18 protein-coding genes are annotated in these 18,294 nt (G+C 62.2%); 13 read left to right on the forward strand and 5 right to left on the reverse strand.

Features of this window, described 5'->3' with window-relative positions; all coding sequences use genetic code 11:
* Positions 1-52: 52 nt before the first annotated feature.
* From AC2CGQ_RS02620 to menE, 9 genes are all read left to right on the forward strand, one after another.
* Entirely contained in the window at positions 53-562 is a 510-nt protein-coding gene (locus AC2CGQ_RS02620; protein ID WP_015378571.1) for a DUF1097 domain-containing protein, read from the forward strand.
* A gap of 363 nt (positions 563-925) precedes the next feature.
* A complete protein-coding gene (idnO, locus tag AC2CGQ_RS02625) occupies positions 926-1,690 on the forward strand; it encodes a gluconate 5-dehydrogenase (RefSeq protein WP_015378570.1) in 765 nt (254 codons plus the stop codon).
* Positions 1,691-1,712: 22 nt separating this feature from the next.
* Entirely contained in the window at positions 1,713-2,744 is a 1,032-nt protein-coding gene (gene idnD, locus AC2CGQ_RS02630) for an L-idonate 5-dehydrogenase (protein WP_015378569.1), read from the forward strand.
* Positions 2,745-2,825: 81 nt separating this feature from the next.
* Positions 2,826-3,137 carry a stress response protein ElaB gene (gene elaB, locus AC2CGQ_RS02635; protein ID WP_004935964.1) on the forward strand — a complete coding sequence of 104 codons (312 nt, stop codon included), beginning with the start codon at positions 2,826-2,828 and terminating at the stop codon, positions 3,135-3,137.
* Between the two features lie 380 nt (positions 3,138-3,517).
* Positions 3,518-5,194, forward strand: a complete 1,677-nt coding sequence (gene menD, locus AC2CGQ_RS02640) for a 2-succinyl-5-enolpyruvyl-6-hydroxy-3-cyclohexene-1-carboxylic-acid synthase (protein WP_484593453.1) — start codon at positions 3,518-3,520, stop codon at positions 5,192-5,194.
* On the forward strand, positions 5,191-5,961 hold the full coding sequence (menH, locus tag AC2CGQ_RS02645) for a 2-succinyl-6-hydroxy-2,4-cyclohexadiene-1-carboxylate synthase (RefSeq protein WP_015378567.1): 771 nt from the start codon (positions 5,191-5,193) through the stop codon (positions 5,959-5,961). The genes menD and menH overlap by 4 nt, the downstream gene beginning before the upstream one ends.
* 11 nt (positions 5,962-5,972) lie before the next feature.
* Complete coding sequence (gene menB, locus AC2CGQ_RS02650) at positions 5,973-6,830, forward strand: 1,4-dihydroxy-2-naphthoyl-CoA synthase (RefSeq protein ID WP_015378566.1); 858 nt, start codon at positions 5,973-5,975, stop codon at positions 6,828-6,830.
* Positions 6,830-7,813, forward strand: a complete 984-nt coding sequence (menC, locus tag AC2CGQ_RS02655) for an o-succinylbenzoate synthase (protein WP_484593454.1) — start codon at positions 6,830-6,832, stop codon at positions 7,811-7,813. The genes menB and menC overlap by 1 nt, the downstream gene beginning before the upstream one ends.
* Positions 7,801-9,186: an o-succinylbenzoate--CoA ligase gene (gene menE / locus AC2CGQ_RS02660; RefSeq protein ID WP_484593455.1), complete on the forward strand. Its 1,386-nt coding sequence runs from the start codon at positions 7,801-7,803 to the stop codon at positions 9,184-9,186. The genes menC and menE overlap by 13 nt, the downstream gene beginning before the upstream one ends.
* A gap of 43 nt (positions 9,187-9,229) precedes the next feature.
* On the opposite strand, the gene katA is transcribed toward menE, so the two are convergent.
* Positions 9,230-10,666, reverse strand: coding sequence for a catalase KatA (katA, locus tag AC2CGQ_RS02665; RefSeq protein WP_015378563.1), 1,437 nt, complete (start codon positions 10,664-10,666; stop codon positions 9,230-9,232).
* 338 nt (positions 10,667-11,004) lie between these two features.
* Between katA and AC2CGQ_RS02670 the strand changes: the two genes are divergently transcribed.
* Positions 11,005-11,544, forward strand: coding sequence for a YfaZ family outer membrane protein (locus AC2CGQ_RS02670; RefSeq protein ID WP_004935943.1), 540 nt, complete (start codon positions 11,005-11,007; stop codon positions 11,542-11,544).
* Positions 11,545-11,605: 61 nt separating this feature from the next.
* Here AC2CGQ_RS02670 and tyrP read toward each other — a convergent pair whose 3' ends face one another.
* The gene (gene tyrP, locus AC2CGQ_RS02675; RefSeq protein ID WP_015378562.1) at positions 11,606-12,814 is read right to left on the reverse strand and encodes a tyrosine transporter TyrP; all 1,209 of its coding nucleotides are present in this window, start codon (positions 12,812-12,814) and stop codon (positions 11,606-11,608) included.
* 245 nt (positions 12,815-13,059) lie between these two features.
* Between tyrP and AC2CGQ_RS02680 the strand changes: the two genes are divergently transcribed.
* Positions 13,060-14,256 (forward strand): nicotinamide mononucleotide deamidase-related protein YfaY, encoded by a 1,197-nt coding sequence (locus AC2CGQ_RS02680; RefSeq protein ID WP_075684552.1) that lies wholly within the window; start codon positions 13,060-13,062, stop codon positions 14,254-14,256.
* Positions 14,257-14,259: 3 nt separating this feature from the next.
* Here AC2CGQ_RS02680 and AC2CGQ_RS02685 read toward each other — a convergent pair whose 3' ends face one another.
* On the reverse strand, positions 14,260-15,468 hold the full coding sequence (locus tag AC2CGQ_RS02685; RefSeq protein WP_484593456.1) for an FAD-dependent oxidoreductase: 1,209 nt from the start codon (positions 15,466-15,468) through the stop codon (positions 14,260-14,262).
* Between the two features lie 221 nt (positions 15,469-15,689).
* Between AC2CGQ_RS02685 and AC2CGQ_RS02690 the strand changes: the two genes are divergently transcribed.
* A complete protein-coding gene (locus AC2CGQ_RS02690; RefSeq protein ID WP_238545843.1) occupies positions 15,690-16,406 on the forward strand; it encodes an AraC family transcriptional regulator in 717 nt (238 codons plus the stop codon).
* Positions 16,407-16,637: 231 nt separating this feature from the next.
* Positions 16,638-16,790 (forward strand): Hok/Gef family protein, encoded by a 153-nt coding sequence (locus tag AC2CGQ_RS02695; RefSeq protein ID WP_004935921.1) that lies wholly within the window; start codon positions 16,638-16,640, stop codon positions 16,788-16,790.
* A 59-nt stretch (positions 16,791-16,849) separates the two neighbouring features.
* Here AC2CGQ_RS02695 and yfaE read toward each other — a convergent pair whose 3' ends face one another.
* Both yfaE and nrdB read right to left on the reverse strand, forming a co-directional pair.
* Positions 16,850-17,110 (reverse strand): class I ribonucleotide reductase maintenance protein YfaE, encoded by a 261-nt coding sequence (gene yfaE / locus AC2CGQ_RS02700; RefSeq protein ID WP_033632524.1) that lies wholly within the window; start codon positions 17,108-17,110, stop codon positions 16,850-16,852.
* 3 nt (positions 17,111-17,113) lie between these two features.
* A complete protein-coding gene (gene nrdB, locus AC2CGQ_RS02705; protein WP_004935915.1) occupies positions 17,114-18,244 on the reverse strand; it encodes a class Ia ribonucleoside-diphosphate reductase subunit beta in 1,131 nt (376 codons plus the stop codon).
* Positions 18,245-18,294: the final 50 nt, after the last annotated feature.

Below are 18,294 nucleotides of genomic sequence, written 5' to 3' on the forward strand. Positions count from 1 at the left end.
AATCACTCGCTTCGGGTAAACTGCGCGCTTTATTTTTGCCGCAGGTCACTTTATGAACGTTCTTTTCGCCATTGCCGTTACTACCGGGATCCTCTCCGGCGTTTGGGGCTGGGTTGCCGTCAGCCTGGGGCTGATCGGTTGGGCCGGTTTTCTCGGCTGCACGGCGTATTTCGCCTGCCCGCAGGGCGGGCTGAAAGGGCTGTTGATCGGCGCGTTGACCTGCTGCAGCGGCGTCTTCTGGGCAATGGCGATCATCCACGGCAGCGAACTGGCGCCGCAGTGGAATCTGCTGGGGTATCTACTGACCGGCGTCGTGGCGTTCCTGATGTGCATTCAGGCCAAACAGCAGTGGCTGGGGTTCGTGCCCGGCACCTTTATCGGCGCCTGTGCGACCTTCGCCGGCGGCGGCGATTGGCCGCTGGTGACGCTTTCCCTGCTGGTGGGCCTGCTATTCGGCTATGCGATGAAAAACAGCGGTCTGTGGTGGGCGGCGCGCAGCGAAAAAGCCCGCGCTACGCCGCCGATTAGCCCGAATGCCGGCTCAAACGGTGCCGCCGAGTGAGAGACGGCAGTTCACCACCAGCGTTTGGTTACCCGGAGTTTGGGTTACGCCGGCCCATTGTGCGATGTCCTGTCGCGTAACGCGGAGGTGTTTCATTCGGTGGCCTTCACGGGCGGCGCGGTAAGGGGGATAGCGGCATGTTAACCCATCGATTTAGCGATAACAATGAATGTACTTCTATTGAAAATAGCCGTTTTTCAATCAGATAGATAAGTTTTACCCGCTGACTGCCTGCGTGAGATCACGTTAAGGGTAACAGGGTTTCGTAACATGATTTTCAGTGATTTCCATCACGTTTTTACCGGTAACAATCGGCTGAGATAGAAGCCTGTCCGATTGGAGGCCTGATGGCCGGGAATCACTATGAACAATCTGTTTTCACTGGATAACAAGACCGTCTTGATCACCGGCGCCTCGCGCGGCATCGGTTTTCTGCTGGCACGCGGCCTGGCGCAGCAAGGCGCGCATATTCTGGTCAACGCCACCACCGAAGAACATGCCCTGCACGCCGCCGAACGTTTGCGCGAAGAGGGGCTGAGCGCCGAGGCGGCGGCGTTCGATGTCACCGATTCTCAGGCGGTGCATGCCGCCATCGCCCGTATCGAAGCGGACATCGGCGCGATAGACGTTTTGATCAACAACGCCGGCATCCAGCGCCGCCACCCGTTCACCGAGTTTCCGGAGCAAGACTGGGACGACATCATTGCCGTCAACCAGAAGGCGGTCTTCATCGTGTCGCAGACCGTGGCGCGTTACATGGTGCCGCGCCGGCGCGGCAAGATAGTCAACATCGGCTCGATGCAAAGTGAGCTGGGCCGCGACACCATCACCCCTTATGCGGCGTCCAAAGGGGCGGTGAAAATGCTCACGCGCGGCATGTGCGTGGAGCTGGCGCGCTACAACATTCAGGTCAACGGCATTGCCCCCGGCTACTTCAAAACCGAGATGACGCAGGCGCTGGCCGACGATCCGGCCTTCACCGCCTGGCTGACCCAACGCACGCCCGCCGCGCGCTGGGGCGATCCGCAGGAGCTGATCGGCGCGGCGGTGTTCCTGGCTGCCGACGCCTCCGCCTTCGTCAACGGGCAACTGCTGTTTGTCGATGGCGGCATGTCGGCGGCGGTGTAATCTTTTTCCGTGGAGTCTTGCGATGAAAATTCAAACTCAGTCCTGTGTGGTCAACGGCAAGCGAGACGTGGCGGTGATCGCGCAAGAAGTGGATTATCGAGGGCAGGGAACGCTGGTGAAAATCAGCCGCGGCGGCATCTGCGGCTCGGATCTGCATTACTTCCAGGAAGGCAAGGTCGGCAATTTTCAGGTGCGTCAGCCGATGGTGCTGGGCCATGAGGTGATCGGTGAGGTGGTCGCCAGCGATTCGCCACAGTTGCCGGCCGGGCAGAAGGTGGCGCTCAATCCCAGCAAACCCTGCGGGCAGTGCAAATACTGTCTGGAGCAGCAAAGCAATCAATGCGTCGAGATGCGCTTTTTCGGCAGCGCGATGTATTTTCCGCACGTCGACGGCGCTTTTACCCAATACAAAGTGGTGGATAGCGCGCAGTGCATTCCTTACGCCGCCGATCGCGACGACAGGGTGATGGTGTTCGCCGAACCGCTGGCGGTGGCTGTCCACGCGGCGAAGCAGCCCGGTGACGTGACGGGAAAAAAGGTCTTCGTGTCCGGCGTCGGCCCGATCGGCTGTCTGCTGGTGGCGGCGCTGAAAGCGCTGGGCGCCGCCGAGATTGTCTGCGCCGATCTCAGTCCGCGCTGCCTGGCGATCGCCAGCCAAATGGGGGCCAATCGGTGCCTGCATGCCGCGGACGACGATTTTAGCGACTATCAGCAGGACAAGGGCTATTTCGATGTCGCCTTCGAAGTGGCGGGACATCCGCTGTCGCTGCAGCGCTGTCTGGAGATCACCCGCGCCACAGGCACCGTGGTGCAGGTCGGCATGGGCGGCAGCTTCCCTGATTTCCCGCTGATGTTGTTGATCGCCAAAGAGTTGAACCTGCTCGGATCGTTTCGCTTCGTGGCGGAATTCGCGCTGGCGGTGGCCTGGCTGGCTGGCGATGTGGTCGATCCGCTGCCGCTGTTGTCGGCGGAATTCGCCGGGGACCAACTGGCGCAGGCGCTGGAGTTTGCCGGCGACAAGCGCCAGGCCGCCAAGGTGCAATTGGTGTTTTAGGGTAAAAGTCCGATGGCCGCAGGCGACGATCCTTGTCTATAGTGTAGGAACGCTTAATTTTTCAACCACGGAGATCTCACTATGGCAAGACATTCGGATGCTGAGCAAACTACGCTGGATGACGATCTGAGAATGCTGACCGAGACGCTGGAAGAAGTGTTGCAATACACCGGCGATCGCGCGGATCAGGCCTACATTGACATCAAGTCGCACGCCGAGCAGGCGCTGAGTGAGGTCAAGGCGCGCTGGGCGAACACCGGCGAATCCTACTATGCGCGCGCCAAAGAAGCGGTGCACCGCACCGACGACTACGTGCGGGATAAACCCTGGCACAGCGTAGGCATCGGTGCCACCGTCGGGCTGGTGCTGGGGCTGCTGCTGGCCCGCAAATAAATCATGTCATCGGGGCGGCGCAGGCCGCCTCGTGCTTTTCTGCAGACTGTGTCGTTCATCCCGCCGTTTCCCCGATCGCTTTCCCTTATCCCGCCTATACTTCCCGCTGGCCGCCGTTGGAGCACCTTTATCTCCCTTGTTTTTGTATGGACGGATTGAGCCGGCGTCGCCGCAAGTGTAAAGTGTTTGTGTTTTAATTGTTTGTTTTTTGTTCTAAATCAAACAATTATCTGGTGTAAACACCCAGGGATATACGGCGTTCTTGCGCTGGCGCAAAAGCCGTGAAAATAACACCTCATATAATACAGAACGTAACTACAGGCGCGGCGTCCGTCGGCTGCGCCGGGGACGATCTCTGCTAACTGACTTGTGAGCGAACTATGTCGACAAGTGTTTTTAATCGCCGGTGGGCGGCTGTGCTGCTCGAGGCGCTGGCCCGCCATGGGGTGCGGCATGTTTGTATCGCTCCGGGATCGCGCTCCACGCCGCTGACGCTGGCCGCCGCGGCCAACCGATCGTTTATCTGCCATACCCATTTTGATGAGCGCGGGCTCGGCCATTTGGCGCTCGGGCTGGCGAAGGCGGCGCGTGAGCCGGTGGCGGTGATCGTTACGTCCGGCACCGCGGCGGCGAACCTTTATCCCGCGTTGATCGAAGCCGGCCTGACCGGTGAACGGCTGGTGTTTCTCACCGCCGATCGGCCGCCGGAACTGATCGACTGTGGCGCCAATCAGGCGATCCGTCAAAACGGTCTCTACAGCAGCCACCCGACGTTGGCGATCGATCTGCCGCGTCCGACGCCGGATATTCCGGCCGCGTGGCTGGCCTCCAGCGTCGACAGCGCGATGGCGCGCCTGCAGCATGGCGCTTTGCATATCAACTGCCCGTTCGCCGAACCGCTGTACGGCGGCGATGAGCGTCACTATGCCGATTGGTCCGCCGCGCTGGGCGACTGGTGGCAGAGCGATCGTCCGTGGCTGCAGGAAAGCGAGACGCGTACGGCGCCGTCGCCGCAGCCGGACTGGTTCTCCTGGCGGCAAAAGCGCGGCGTGGTGCTGGCCGGTCGCATGAGCGCACAAGAGGGCGCGCAGGTGGCCGGCTGGGCCGAAACGCTGGGCTGGCCACTGATCGGCGATGTGCTGTCGCAGACCGGGCAACCGCTGCCCTGCGCCGATTTGTGGCTCGCGCATCCGCAGGCGCAGCGCGTACTGCAAGATGCGCAGCTGGTGGTGCAGTTCGGCGGCAGCCTGACCGGCAAACGCCTGCTGCAATGGCAGGCGCAGTGTCAGCCGGAAGAATATTGGATTATCGACGAGCTGCCGGGGCGGCTCGATCCGGCCCAACACCGGGGGCGGCGCCTGCGCGCCGGCGTGGCGCAGTGGTTGGCGCAGCATCCCGCGCAACCGCGCGCGCCGTGGGCCGCCGGGCTGGCAGCGCTGGCGGATAAAGCGCTGACGGCGGCGTCCACGCATCTGCACGATAACTTTGGCGAAGCGCAGCTGGCGCACCGCCTGCCGGAACTGCTGCCGGAGAACGGCCAGCTGTTTCTCGGCAACAGCCTGGTGGTGCGACTGATCGACGCGTTAACGATGCTGCCTGCCGCTTACCCGGTATTCAGCAACCGCGGCGCCAGCGGCATCGACGGTCTGATTTCCACCGCCGCCGGCGTACAGCGCGCCACCGCCAGGCCGACGTTGGCGGTGGTGGGCGACCTTTCCGCCCTGTATGACCTCAATGCGCTGGCGCTGCTGCGCCACTGTTCGGCGCCGACGGTGCTGATCGTCGTCAATAACAACGGCGGCCAAATTTTCTCGCTGCTGCCGACGCCGGAAGAGGAGCGTCAGCGCTTTTACTGCATGCCGCAGAACGTTGAGTTCAGCCACGCGGCGGCGATGTTCCAGCTTGACTATGCGCGGCCGGAAAACTGGAGCCAGCTGCAACAGGCGGTTGAGCAAGGCTGGCGGCGCGGCGGCGCCACGTTGATAGAGCTGCAGGTGCCGCCGAGCGCAGGGGCCGAAAGCCTGCAATACCTGGTGCAACAGATGGCGGTGCAATGATGCTGGCGACGCGAATTTTGCAACAGGGCGAAGCGGGCCGCCCCTGGCTGATATGGTTGCATGGCCTGCTCGGCAACAACAATGAATGGCGGGTGATCGCCGCGCGCTGCCCGGAATGGCCGTCGTTGGCCATCGATCTGCCCGGCCACGGCGATTCCGTGGCGGTGAGCTGCCGCGGCTTCGACGACATCAGCGCGCAAATCGCCGCGACCCTGCAACTGCGCAATATCGAACGTTATTGGCTGGTGGGCTACTCGCTTGGCGGGCGCATCGCCATGTATCACGCTTGCCACGGACGCCACGACGGTCTGCAAGGCGTGCTGGTCGAGGGCGGCAATCCGGGGCTTGAGGACGAACAACTGCGCCGTGACCGTTGCGAGCAGGATGCGCGATGGGCGGCGCGTTTTCGCAGTGAGCCGATTGCCGAAGTCCTGGCGGACTGGTATCAGCAACCGGTGTTCAAAGAGCTTAGCCACGTGCACCGCCAGGCGCTGATCGCTGCGCGTTCGATCAACAGCGGCCCGGCGATCGCCGACATGCTCGAAGCCACGTCGCTCGGGCGGCAGCCCTATCTGGCGCCGCAGCTGCGCCAACTGACCGTGCCGCTGCGGGTGCTGTGCGGTGAGAACGACCCCAAATTTCAACGGCTGGCGCGCGACGCCGGGTTGCCGTTGCGCATCGTGCCGCAGGCCGGCCACAACGCGCATCTGGCCAATCCGCAGGAGTTCGTCGCCGAGCTGCAGACCTTTCTCGTTAACCCTGGTTAAAGGAACCGAACATGCTTTATCCGAATGAAGAACAGCTGTATGCCGCCATCGCCTGGCAGGATTGCACCGGCGATTTCGAAGACATTCTGTATCACAAGTCCGCCGACGGCATCGCCAAAATCACCATCAACCGGCCGCAGGTGCGCAATGCGTTTCGCCCGCAAACGGTCAAAGAGATGCTCGACGCGCTGGCCAACGCCCGTTACGACGACGGCATCGGCGTCATTATTCTCACCGGCGCCGGCGATAAGGCATTCTGCTCCGGCGGCGATCAGAAAGTGCGCGGCGACTACGGCGGCTATCGCGACGACAGCGGCGTACACCACCTCAACGTGCTGGACTTCCAGCGCCAGATCCGCACCTGCCCGAAACCGGTGGTGGCGATGGTGGCCGGCTATTCGATCGGCGGCGGCCACGTGTTGCACATGATGTGCGATCTGACCATCGCGGCGGATAACGCCATCTTCGGCCAGACCGGCCCGAAAGTGGGCTCGTTCGACGGCGGCTGGGGCGCGTCTTACATGGCGCGCATCGTCGGTCAGAAGAAGGCGCGCGAAATCTGGTTCCTGTGCCGCCAGTATGACGCCGCCGCCGCGCTGGACATGGGGCTGGTCAATACCGTGGTGCCGCTGGCCGATCTGGAAAAAGAGACGGTGCGCTGGTGCCGCGAAATGCTGCAGAACAGCCCGATGGCGCTGCGCTGCCTGAAGGCGGCGCTGAATGCCGACTGCGACGGCCAGGCCGGTTTGCAGGAGCTGGCGGGCAACGCCACCATGCTGTTCTACATGACCGACGAAGGGCAGGAAGGGCGCAACGCGTTCAACGAGAAGCGCCAGCCGGATTTCAGCAAATTCAAGCGTAACCCGTAATGAGCGGGGCAAACCGCAGCGCGGCGCTATACCGTTACAGCCTGCCGATGGAGGCGGGCGTGGTGCTGCGCAATCAGCGGTTGAAAACGCGTGACGGATGGGTGGTGCAGCTGCGTCAGGGCGAGCGTGAGGGGTGGGGCGAGATCGCGCCGCTGCCGGAGTTCAGCCGGGAAACGCCGGCGCAGGCCGAACGGGCCGCATTGGACTGGCTGCAGGCGTGGCTGGCGGGCAACGAACCGGATGACAGCGAGCTGCCCTCGGTGGCCTTTGGGCTGAGCTGCGCGCAGGCCGAGCTGGAGCAGCGTTTGCCGACGCAGGCGGATTTTCGCAAGGCGCCGCTGTGCACCGGCGATCCGGACGAGCTGTTCGAGACATTGAGCGCTTTGCCGGGCGAGAAAGTCGCCAAGGTGAAAGTAGGGCTGTATGAGGCGGTGCGTGACGGCATGATCGTCAACGTGCTGCTGGAGGCGCTGCCGGATCTGCGGCTGCGGCTGGACGCCAACCGCAGCTGGACCCGCGCCAAGGCCGACGGCTTCGCCAGGTACGTTAACCCAGCGTGGCGCGATCGCATCGCTTTTTTGGAGGAGCCCTGCAAGACCCGTGATGAATCGCGCGACTTCGCCCGGGCGACCGGCATTGCCATCGCCTGGGATGAGAGCGTGCGCGAGGCGGATTTTGTGGTGCAGGCCGAGCCGGGCGTGGCGGCCATCGTGATCAAACCGACGCTGGTCGGCAGCCTGGCGCGTTGCCAGACGCTGGTGGCGCAGGCGCACGCGGAGGGGCTGACGGCGGTGATCAGTTCCAGCCTCGAATCCAGCCTGGGGTTGACCCAACTGGCGCGCATCGCCCATTGGCTGACGCCGGACACCGTGCCGGGGCTGGACACGCTGGGGTTGATGAAGGCGCAGGTGCTGCGCCCGTGGCCGGGCAGCGCGTTGCCGCTGCTGGATGTTTCGGCGCTGGAGTGTCTATGGCGCGGTTAAGCGATTGGCCGTGGCGGCACTGGGCGCGCCTTCAGCCGCAGGCGACGGCGCTGTTGCTCGGCGAACGGCCGCTGAGCTGGCTGGCGTTGCAAAGCCAGGTGGATGAGCTGGCGGCGGATTTCCAGCATCAGGGCGTTGAACCGGGCTGCGGCGTGGCGCTGTGCGGTAAAAACAGCTATCCGCTGCTGCTGGCCTATCTGGCGCTGCTGCAATGTGGCGCGCGCCTGTTGCCGCTCAATCCCGCCTTGCCGACGCCGCTGCTGGCGCAGCTGTTGCCGGAATTGGATATGACCTTTGTCTTCGGCCCGGACTCGTTGCCGGCGCTGCCGGAAGAGGTGATTCGATTGACGCCGCCCTCGACCGAGCCGCGTTGGCCAGACCTGCCGACGTGGGAGGCGCAGCGTCTGGCGACGCTGACGTTGACTTCCGGTTCCAGCGGTATGCCGAAGGCGGCGGCGCACAGCTACGCCAATCATCTGGCCAGCGCCGCCGGGGTGTTGCAGCTGATGGATTTTCAACGCGAGGATTGCTGGCTGTTGTCACTGCCGCTGTTTCACGTCTCCGGTCAGGGCATCGTCTGGCGCTGGCTGGCGGCGGGTGCGCGGTTGGCGGTGCGCGAGATGCACCCGCTGGCCGAGGCATTGGCTGGCTGCACGCACGCCTCGCTGGTGCCGACACAGCTGTGGCGGCTGTTGGCGCAACCGCTGGCGGACATGACGTTGAAAGCGGTGCTGCTCGGCGGCGCGATGATCCCGGTGGAGCTGACCGAACGGGCGGAGGCGGCGGGGATCCGCTGCTGGTGCGGCTACGGGCTGACCGAACTGGCCTCCACGGTGTGCGCCAAGCGCGCCGATGCGCGGCCAGGCGTCGGCCTGCCGCTCGGCGGCCGCGAAGTAAAACTGGTGGACGAAGAGGTCTGGATCCGCGCCGACAGCCTGGCGCTCGGCTACTGGCGTCATGGGCATCTGCAGCCGTTGGCCGATGAGCAGGGCTGGTTCGCGACCCGCGATCGCGGCGTGATGGCGGAGGGGGAACTGCGCATTCTCGGCCGGCTGGACAACCTGTTTTTCAGCGGCGGCGAAGGGGTGCAGCCCGAGGATATCGAACGTGTGCTGGCGGCGCACCCGCAGATCATGCAGGCGTTTGTGGTGCCGATGGCGGACGCTGAGTTCGGCCAGCGGCCGGTGGCGGTGATCGACGGCGATCCGGCGCTGTCGTTGGGGGCGCTGCTCGCCTGGTCGCAGAACCAGCTGGCCAATTTCCAACGCCCGGTGGCGTTGCTCCCGTTGCCCGAGGAACTGAAAAACGGCGGCATCAAGATTTCTCGCCGCCAGTTGCAGCAGTGGGTGGCGCAGCGTCTCTCCCAGGCATAAAAAAGCCGCCCGAAAGGGCGGCTGAGTGGATGGCTGCAGAAGGTTATTTCAGCCCCAACGCCTTGGCGACGCCGGCGCCGTAGTCCGGGTGCACCTTGGTGAACAGCTCGACCTGACGGCGCTGGATCTGTTCCGGCACCTGCGACAGTTCGCCGGCGATGCGGGTGAACATGCGCTGGTGCTCTTCGGCGCTCAGCAGGTTGAACAGCGCGCGCGGCTGGCTGTAGTAATCGTCGTCTTCACGATGGTTCCAGTGGTCGGCCGCGCCCTCAATGCTCAGCGGTGGTTCGCTGAAGTCCGGCTGCTCCTGGAACAGGCCGAAGCTGTTTGGTTCGTAGGTGGCGCCATTGCCGCTGTTGCCGTCCACGCGCATCGCGCCGTCGCGATGGTAGTTGTGGAACGGGCACTTGGCGCCGTTCACCGGGATCTGGTGGTGGTTGACGCCCAGACGGTAGCGGTGCGCATCGCCATAGGAGAACAGACGGCCCTGCAGCATTTTATCCGGCGAGAAACTGATGCCCGGCACCACGTTGGCGGGGTTCATCGCCACCTGCTCGACCTCGGAGAAGTAGTTGTCGGGATTGCGGTTCAGCTCGAAATAACCGACGTCGATCAGCGGGTAGTCGCCGTGCGGCCACACCTTGGTCAGATCGAATGGGTTATAGGGCGTCTGCGAGGCCTCGTGTTCCGGCATGATCTGAATTTGCAGCTTCCAGCGCGGGAAGTCGCCGCGTTTGATCGCCTCGAACAGATCGCGCTGTGAGCTTTCGCGATCCTTGGCGATGATCGCTTCCGCTTCTTCATCCATCAGGTTTTCAATGCCTTGTTCGCAGCGGAAGTGGAATTTCACCCAGAAGCGCTCGTTGGCGGCATTGATAAAGCTGAAGGTGTGGCTGCCGAAGCCGTGCATGTGGCGGTAGGACTTCGGAATACCGCGATCGCTGAAGTCGATGGTCAGCTGGTGCAGTGATTCCGGCAGGTGGGAGAAGAAGTCCCACTTGTAGACCGGGTTGCGCAGGTTGGTATGCGGATCGCGTTTCACCACGTGGTTGAGATCGGGGAATTTCAGCGGATCGCGCAGATAGAACACCGGCGTATCGTTACCCACCAGATCCCAGTTGCCTTCTTCGGTATAGAACTTCATGGCGAAGCCGCGAATGTCGCGTTCGGCGTCGGCGGCGCCGCGTTCACCGGCGACGGTGGAGAAGCGGATAAACATGTCGGTCTGCTTACCGATTTCGGAGAAGATCTTGGCGCGGGTGTAGCGGGTGATGTCGTGGGTGACGGTAAAGGTACCGTAGGCGCCGGATCCCTTGGCATGCATGCGGCGCTCGGGGATGACTTCACGGTCGAAGTGGGCCAGTTTTTCCAGGAACCACACGTCCTGCAACAGCATCGGGCCGCGTTTGCCTGCGGTGATCACGTTATTGTTATCGACAACCGGGGCGCCGGCTGCGGTGGTCAGTCCTTTCTTGCTCATCACTTGCTCCTTATCGTAGTGCATTTAAGTAAAGACTCGGGCGGTTTAAGCGTTCATCAGCATAGTCCTTTGGCGGGGCTTCTTCCCCTGACCTTGGTCAAAGCCACTACTAGTTGTAGCCCTATTGCCGAGCGACGGCAAATAGGTCTCGGTTATCGTTGGCATCGCCTTGACGAATATAGATTGTTGTTTGCAAATATTTACATTTATTTGATTATTGAAGAATTTTTTCGCTTTTATCCCTTAAATACGCATTGCGCTTTGGTATAGACTCGTGACGTTATTATTATGCGTTGATTCGATCATTCGATACGGATGACAAACCAGAGGGAAAGATGATGAAAAAGACTTGGGTCGCGTGCGCGGCAGGATTGCTGTTGGTGACCGGCGCGGCGAACGCCATCAGCGTGTCGGGCGAAGCCGGGCAGCACTACACCAACCTGGGCGTTGGCATGAGCACCGGCTCTTCAGGTCTGGGCCTGACCGGCAACTGGGCGCGCAGCGACCACGACGGCAACGTCGGCAGCGTGGGGTTGAACTTCGGCGTGCCGCTGGGGCCGTTGACGGCGACCGTGGGTGCCAAAGCGCTGTACCTCAGCCCGAAAGACGGGAAGAGCGGCGGGGCGGTGGCGCTGGGCGGCGGCCTGGAGTGGGAAATTAACCGTTACTTCAGCCTGCACGGCGAAGGTTACTTTGCCCCTGAGTCTTTCACCAGCGGCGTGAAGGCCTATAACGAAGCTAGCGGCGGCCTGCGCTGGAAGTTCCGTCCGCTGAGCGTGGACGTGGGCTACCGTTACATGCAGATGGAAGGCAAAGACGGGCGTCGCGACAACACCCTGGCCGATGGTCCTTATGTCGGCGTAGGGCTGAGCTTCTGACGCTCAGCAAAAAGGGGCCGTTGCGGCCCCTTTCTCTTTATCATTCTTTGTCTTTCGTCGCTTACCCGACCGCCGGCAGCATGCCGCTGGCGATGCCCAGTTGGATGGCGATCACCGTTACCCCGCAGACAAACACCAGCGCCAGCGCAGGGGTGCCGCCCCAGACGCGATACTGCGCCTGATGCTTTTGACGCGTCTTCCACACCAGCAGTGAAGGCAGCAGCAGCGCCAGCACCGACAGGGCGATGGCGGCGAATCCCAACGCCAGCACGAAACCACGAGGGTAGAACAGCGCGAAGGCCAGCGGCGGCAGGAAGGTGATGGCGCCGGTTTGCAGGCGGCCGCGCACGTTATCTTGCCGCTTGAACAGGTCGGCCAGGAAATCGAACAGCCCAAGCGCCACGCCGAGGAACGAGGTCGCCAGCGCCAGATCGGCGAACAGGTGCACCGCCAGTTCAACGTGCGGCGAAGCTACTGCATCACGCACCGCCTGCAACAGGCCATTCAGCCCGGCCTGCTGCGCCAGAATGCCGACGAAGGTGTCGGAGCTGATGCTACCCAGCGTCGCCAGTTGCCAGAAGATATAGGCCATCAGCGGGATGGCGCTGCCGATGATAAACACCCAGCGCAGTTTGCGAATGTTGCCGCCCATGTAGTTGACGATGCTCGGCACGCTGCCGTGGAAACCGAAAGAGGTGAAGATCACCGGAATGGCCGACAGCGCCAGGCCTTGCTCCAGCGGCAACGTCATCAGGTTGGTTTGGTGGATATTCGGCAACATCAGGCCGAGCATCACCACCAGAAATACCACTTTGGCGCTGAACAGGATGCGGTTGAACAAGTCGACCGAGTGGGTACCGATGCACACTACGCCACCGGCCACCAGGGTGAACAACAGAACGCCGAGCGACACCGGGAAGTCCTGCGATGTCCATTGGCTGATGCTGGTGGCGAGCAATTCGCCGGCGCCACTGATGTAGGCGGCGGTGAGGGCGTACATCAGAAACATCATGCTGAAGCTGGTCAGCCACTGGCCGCCGCCGCCGAGATAACGTTTGGCGAGGGTACCCAGACCGGTATCCGCCTGCTCATGCTGGTAAACCTCTACCAGCAGCAGCGCGGTGTAACACATCAATAGCCACAGCCCGACCAGTAAGGCCAGCGTGACGCCGAAGCCGACGCCGGCCGCCGCCAGCGGCATCGCCAGCATCCCGGCGCCAATGGTGGTGCCCGCCACGATAAAAACACTGCCAAGAGTGCGATTCTTCACGTTTTTTCTCTACCAGCCGAAAGATTTTGAAAATTATAGGTAACGATTTATGAGGATGGCAGGATAGTGGAAGCCCTAATTTGTGTCAAACCGACGTTACGCATGATGTACATTAATTTTTACATTGCAGTGGGCTGCATGGCGCATGAGAAACGAACCCATGGCTGAAATTATCCGCAGGCGGCTAGTGAAAAGTTATTTACGGGCTTCTATAGTGGAATGACCAAAAAATGTGGGAGAGATCAATGTTAAGGGTGGAGATGCTCAGCACCGGCGATGAGGTGCTGCACGGGCAAATTATTGATACCAACGCCGCCTGGCTGGCGGACTACCTGTTCCAGCAGGGCGTGCCGATGAGCGGGCGTGAAACGGTTGGGGACAGCCTCTCTGCGTTGATCGAGATCCTGCAGGAACGCAGCCACATCGCCGATGTGTTGATCGTCAACGGCGGCCTGGGGCCGACCAGCGACGATCTCAGCGCGCTGGCCGCCGCGAAAGCCAGCGGTGTAGAGCTGGTCGAACGGGCTGACTGGTTGGCGCGCATGGAAGCCTATTTCGCCGAGCGCGGGCGGCCGATGGCCCCTTCCAACCGCAAGCAGGCGCAGATCCCGGCCAACGCGGAAATGCTGGATAACCCGGTAGGCACCGCCTGCGGGTTCGCGCTGCAGCTGAACCAATGCCTGATGTTCTTCACCCCCGGCGTGCCGTCGGAATTCAAAGTGATGGTCGAACAGCAGATCGTGCCGCGTCTGCGCCAGCGCTTCACCTTGCCGGCGCCGCCGCTGTGCCTGCGCCTGACGACCTTCGGCACCTCCGAGAGCGATCTGGCCGCCGAGCTGGACAGCCTGCCGCTGCCGCCGGATGTGGTGTTGGGTTACCGTTCCTCCAGCCCGATCATCGAACTGAAGCTGACCGGGCCGGAAAGCCGGCGTGCGGAGATGGAGCTGGCCTGGCGACGCGTGCGCGAAGTGGCGGGGGACAACTGCATCTTTGAAGGCACCGACGGGTTGCCGGCGACGCTGACGCAGCGGCTGAATCAGCAAGGGCTGAAGCTGGCGTTGAGCGAGCAGTTCAGCGGCGGTTTGATCAATCTGCAGCTGCAGAGCGAAGGGGCGCCGCTGGCGGGTGGCGAGCTGCTGCCGGCGCACTGCATCGAAACGCTGGAAACGACGCTGGCGCGCGCCCGCTCGCTGGCGGAATTGACCGGTGCACCGTTGGCGTTGGCGGTCAGCGCCATGCGCGATGAGCAGGTGAGCATTGCGCTGCACACGCCGCGCGGCGGCATTGGCCAGACCGTGCGTTATCGCGCGTCGCGCCACGGCCTGCGGCTGCGGCAGGAGTCGGTCGCGATGCTGGCGTTGGATATGCTGCGCCGCTGGCTGAATGGGGGCCAGGCGTGCGGTAAAAACGCCTGGCTGGAGGTGGTGGACATTATCGAGTGACGCTCATGGCGCTGAGTTGTCTGCCTCACTGTTTTGTTGTAGCCGTTCGGACGCCAGGCGTGAAAGACGTATTGCCGCCGCGCCTCGCGTTTGCAGCTCTGTACCGTAGTTCCTGAGCGCCTGCGCGGCGCTGTCTGAGTGCGCCAGATGCGCCGCCAGGCTGGCGGCGTCTACCAGCGCGGTGTTGGCGCCGAGCCCACCCGCCGGGCTCATGGCGTGCACGGCGTCGCCGAGAAAGGCGATGCGTTCGCTGCGCCATTCTGGCATCGCCGCCGTAACCTGCACCGTCCGCACGCTGAGCGACAGGGGATCCGCCAGCGCTAACGCCGTTTGCAAGGCGGGCGCCCATCCCTGCGAGATATGTCGTACGCGCGCCTGCAGCGCAGCGGTTCCCTCAGTTCGCACCGGCCCGCCGAGACGCCCAGCCGATCCGATGCAGGCCCAATAGAGATAGTCGTCGACCGGTGATAGGCGGCAATCGGGCGCGTAGTCGGCCGCCAACTGCGCCATGGGGGCCTGAAAGCGCATCGGTTCAAGCACCAGCGACACGCCGTCGGCGAAGATCACCGATACGCCGTTCAGCAGTTCGGGGGCCAATTGGGCTCCGGTCGCCGCATCGAGCGGCGTTTTACCGTAAAGGGTGACCGCGCCGCTGTCTTTGGGCCCCGCCTCAGGCAGGCAGCGCCGCCGCACCAGCGAGTTGACGCCGTCGGCGGCGATCAGCACATCGACCCGCACTTGCTCGCCGTTGGCGAACTGCAGTTCCACGCCCTGCGGCGTTTGTGCAAATTCACGCAAGGTATGGCCGAAGCGCACCTGGTCTTGCAGGCCGGCAAGCAGGATCTCGCGCAGCGTTTGGCGATGAATGCCGAGATCGCCGCTCGGTTCTTGCGTTTGTCGCTGGCTGGAGGGCAACCAGTGCTCGGGGCGTCGGCCGGTGAGCGGGGCAAGCTGCGGATCCCATAGATTGCTCTCGCCGCTGTTTTGCGCGCTGCCGGCGCAGAGCAACCGGTAGTGTGCCGGCGGCAGGCAGGCGGCCAGCGCCTGCTGGCCCGACGGATCGATGCGCAGCCGGTAGCCCTGATCGCGCGCCTGCGGCGTGGCGTCGCGTTCAAATACCGTGGCGTGGATGCCGAAGCGGCGCAGTCCCTGAGCCAGACACAGGCCGCCGGGCCCTGCGCCGATAATGCCAATGCTGAGTGTTGTCATCATATTCCCTCGTGAAACAGTGGCCACAGACGGTCGCGGCCGGAAGCATTTCATTATGTCGGCGCAGGAAAAGGTTGGTATAACGGTATCTGGACTAAAAATAGTGATTAGTGGCCAATATGGATGCAAACCTTCATGCCCTCGACGCTGACTGCAGCGAATGGTCCGCGGGCCCCTGGCTTATCGCGCTTGGCGGCCGCGACGCGGCAGGCCGGGAGTATCGGTTGGGCACGCGAGAATACGACTGGCATCAGCATGTGCGCGGGCAGTTGCTGTGCGTCGAAAGCGGCTTGCTGCATGTACGCACGGCGCAGGGCGATTGGGTGCTGCCGCCGCAGCGGGCGGGTTGGATCCCGCCGGGGACGGAGCACCGGGTGCAGGTCTGCGGCGCGCTGAGCGGCTGGAGTTTGCTGCTGGCGCCGGAGGCCTGCCACGATCTGTCGAATACACCTTGCGTTATCGGCATCAGCGCCGTGCTGCAGGCGCTGGCTCAGCGTGCGGAAGGTTGGGACAAACGCAGCGCGCTTACCCTGGAACAGGATCGTATGGCGCAGGTGATGCGGGATGAGATACGGCTGGCGCCGACGGAGCCGCTGTATTTACCGATGTCGTCCCATCCGCGCCTGGCCGGCGTTCTGCAGGCCTTGCTGGCGCAACCGGGGAGCGAACGTTCACTGGAGGCGTGGGCTGAATGGGGGGCGATGTCGCCGCGTACCCTGCGGCGGCTGATGATCGGCGAGACGGGGTTGAGTTTTGCCCAGTGGCGTCAGCAGGCTCGGTTGTCATATGCGTTGGCGAAGCTGGCCGAAGGCGAAACGGTGCTGCAGATTGCGGAGGCGCTGGGGTATGCCTCGCCGAGCAATTTTATCGCCATGTTTCGTAAAGCCTTCGGCGATTCCCCGGCGCGTTATTTTTCCACATCGGCGGGAAAGGGGCGCTAAGCGAAATACTTTGAGGATAGTTATATATCCCTGATTAATCATAATCTTATAGGGGATATTCGCGGTGAGGGAATGCTGTTACTCTCTTGACGGGTGCTTGAGACTGTTCGTCTTGGGCATTGTGTGACAAGGCGGATAGATGAAAGCCCCAGACTGACTCTCAATCAGAATGGGGCTGCACATACCGCCTAGACACCGGTATGGTAGCCCCTTCACAGCAAGGAGGCAAGCATGCGCTTAAGGCATGTATTTCACTCGCTAACCGTTGTATGTATTACGGTTTTGTTATTTATCTGGATGATAAGAGATTCGCTGTGCGAACTGAAAATCTACCAGGAAAATATCACTATCCTGATCAGGTTGGCGTGTGAGGTGAAGCGGTAATCCTAGGGCGGGGGCAACCCCGCCTTCTGGTCTCCAGGCGCGGTTTCCGGCACCCGACTTTACATTTCCAGCTCGATATCCGTCAGCGGTATGCAGCAGCAGGGCAGGATTTCGCCGGCGTTGATAAACGCCAGCGGCTGTTGGCGGTAGGCCACTTCACCTTTCACCAGCTTCAGGCGGCAGGCGCCGCAATAGCCGGAGCGGCATTGGTACTCTACCTGCACATCGTGCAGTTCCAGCACGTCGAGCAGGCAGTTTTCACTGTTAGGGCAAGAGAGCTGCGTGCCGGCGGCGCGCAGCGTTACGGTAGGCGTCGCCATCGCTTACAGTTCGAAGTCGCTCAGGTCGTCGGCGTTGATCTCCGAGTCGATCTGGCCAACCAGGTAAGAGCTCACTTCCACTTCCTGCGGCGCTACCTGCACGTTGTCGGACACCAACCAGGCGTTGATCCACGGGATCGGGTTGGAGCGGGTTTCGAACGGCAGACCGAGGCCGACCGCCTGCATGCGGATATTGGTGATGTATTCCACATACTGGCACAGGATGTCTTTGTTCAGGCCAATCATCGAGCCGTCGCGGAACAGGTATTCCGCCCACTCTTTCTCCTGCTGAGCGGCCAGCACGAACAGATCGTAGCACTCTTGCTGGCACTCCTCGGCGATCTCCGCCATTTCAGGATCGTCCGCACCGGAACGCATCAGGTTCAGCATGTGCTGGGTGCCGGTCAGGTGCAGCGCTTCGTCGCGAGCGATCAGCTTGATGATCTTGGCGTTGCCTTCCATCAATTCGCGCTCGGCGAACGCGAAGGAGCAGGCAAAGCTGACGTAGAAGCGGATCGCTTCCAGCGCGTTCACGCTCATCAGGCACAGGTACAGCTGCTTCTTCAGCGCACGCAGATTGACGGTGACGGTTTTACCGTTCACCTGGTGGGTGCCTTCACCCAGCAGGTGATAGTAGCTGGTCATCTCGATCAGATCGTCGTAGTAGCCGGAAATGTCTTTCGCGCGCTTCTTGATCTCTTCGTTGGTGACGATGTCGTCGAACACCAGCGCCGGATCGTTGACGATGTTGCGGATGATGTGGGTGTAGGAACGGGAGTGGATGGTCTCGGAGAACGACCAGGTTTCCACCCAGGTTTCCAGTTCAGGGATCGAGATCAGCGGCAGCAGGGCGACGTTCGGGCTGCGGCCCTGAATGGAGTCCAGCAGGGTCTGATACTTCAGGTTGCTGATGAAGATGTGCTTCTCGTGCTCCGGCAGCGCCTGATAATCGATGCGATCGCGAGAGACGTCAACCTCTTCCGGGCGCCAGAAGAAGGAGAGCTGTTTTTCGATCAGTTTTTCGAAGATTTCATGCTTTTGCTGGTCGAAACGCGCAACGTTTACCGACTGGCCGAAGAACATCGGCTCTTGCAGCTGGTCGTTTTTGGTCTGAGAAAAAGTGGTGTAAGCCATAAGCCTGAATCCATCGTAACGTGGCTAAATGAAGGGGCCGGAAAATTCCG

Source organism: Serratia sp. DFXYC6 (assembly GCF_057196085.1).

Coding starts and splice junctions, on each gene's coding strand:
- katA (WP_015378563.1), bottom strand. CDS start 10,666: ATGAGCAAGAAAGGACTGACCACCGCAGCCGGCGCCCCGGTTGTCGAT.
- idnD (WP_015378569.1), top strand. CDS start 1,713: ATGAAAATTCAAACTCAGTCCTGTGTGGTCAACGGCAAGCGAGACGTG.
- menE (WP_484593455.1), top strand. CDS start 7,801: ATGGCGCGGTTAAGCGATTGGCCGTGGCGGCACTGGGCGCGCCTTCAG.
- menH (WP_015378567.1), top strand. CDS start 5,191: ATGATGCTGGCGACGCGAATTTTGCAACAGGGCGAAGCGGGCCGCCCC.
- AC2CGQ_RS02620 (WP_015378571.1), top strand. CDS start 53: ATGAACGTTCTTTTCGCCATTGCCGTTACTACCGGGATCCTCTCCGGC.
- yfaE (WP_033632524.1), bottom strand. CDS start 17,110: ATGGCGACGCCTACCGTAACGCTGCGCGCCGCCGGCACGCAGCTCTCT.
- AC2CGQ_RS02695 (WP_004935921.1), top strand. CDS start 16,638: ATGCGCTTAAGGCATGTATTTCACTCGCTAACCGTTGTATGTATTACG.
- AC2CGQ_RS02670 (WP_004935943.1), top strand. CDS start 11,005: ATGAAAAAGACTTGGGTCGCGTGCGCGGCAGGATTGCTGTTGGTGACC.
- AC2CGQ_RS02685 (WP_484593456.1), bottom strand. CDS start 15,468: ATGATGACAACACTCAGCATTGGCATTATCGGCGCAGGGCCCGGCGGC.
- menB (WP_015378566.1), top strand. CDS start 5,973: ATGCTTTATCCGAATGAAGAACAGCTGTATGCCGCCATCGCCTGGCAG.
- nrdB (WP_004935915.1), bottom strand. CDS start 18,244: ATGGCTTACACCACTTTTTCTCAGACCAAAAACGACCAGCTGCAAGAG.
- menC (WP_484593454.1), top strand. CDS start 6,830: ATGAGCGGGGCAAACCGCAGCGCGGCGCTATACCGTTACAGCCTGCCG.
- elaB (WP_004935964.1), top strand. CDS start 2,826: ATGGCAAGACATTCGGATGCTGAGCAAACTACGCTGGATGACGATCTG.
- menD (WP_484593453.1), top strand. CDS start 3,518: ATGTCGACAAGTGTTTTTAATCGCCGGTGGGCGGCTGTGCTGCTCGAG.
- idnO (WP_015378570.1), top strand. CDS start 926: ATGAACAATCTGTTTTCACTGGATAACAAGACCGTCTTGATCACCGGC.
- AC2CGQ_RS02680 (WP_075684552.1), top strand. CDS start 13,060: ATGTTAAGGGTGGAGATGCTCAGCACCGGCGATGAGGTGCTGCACGGG.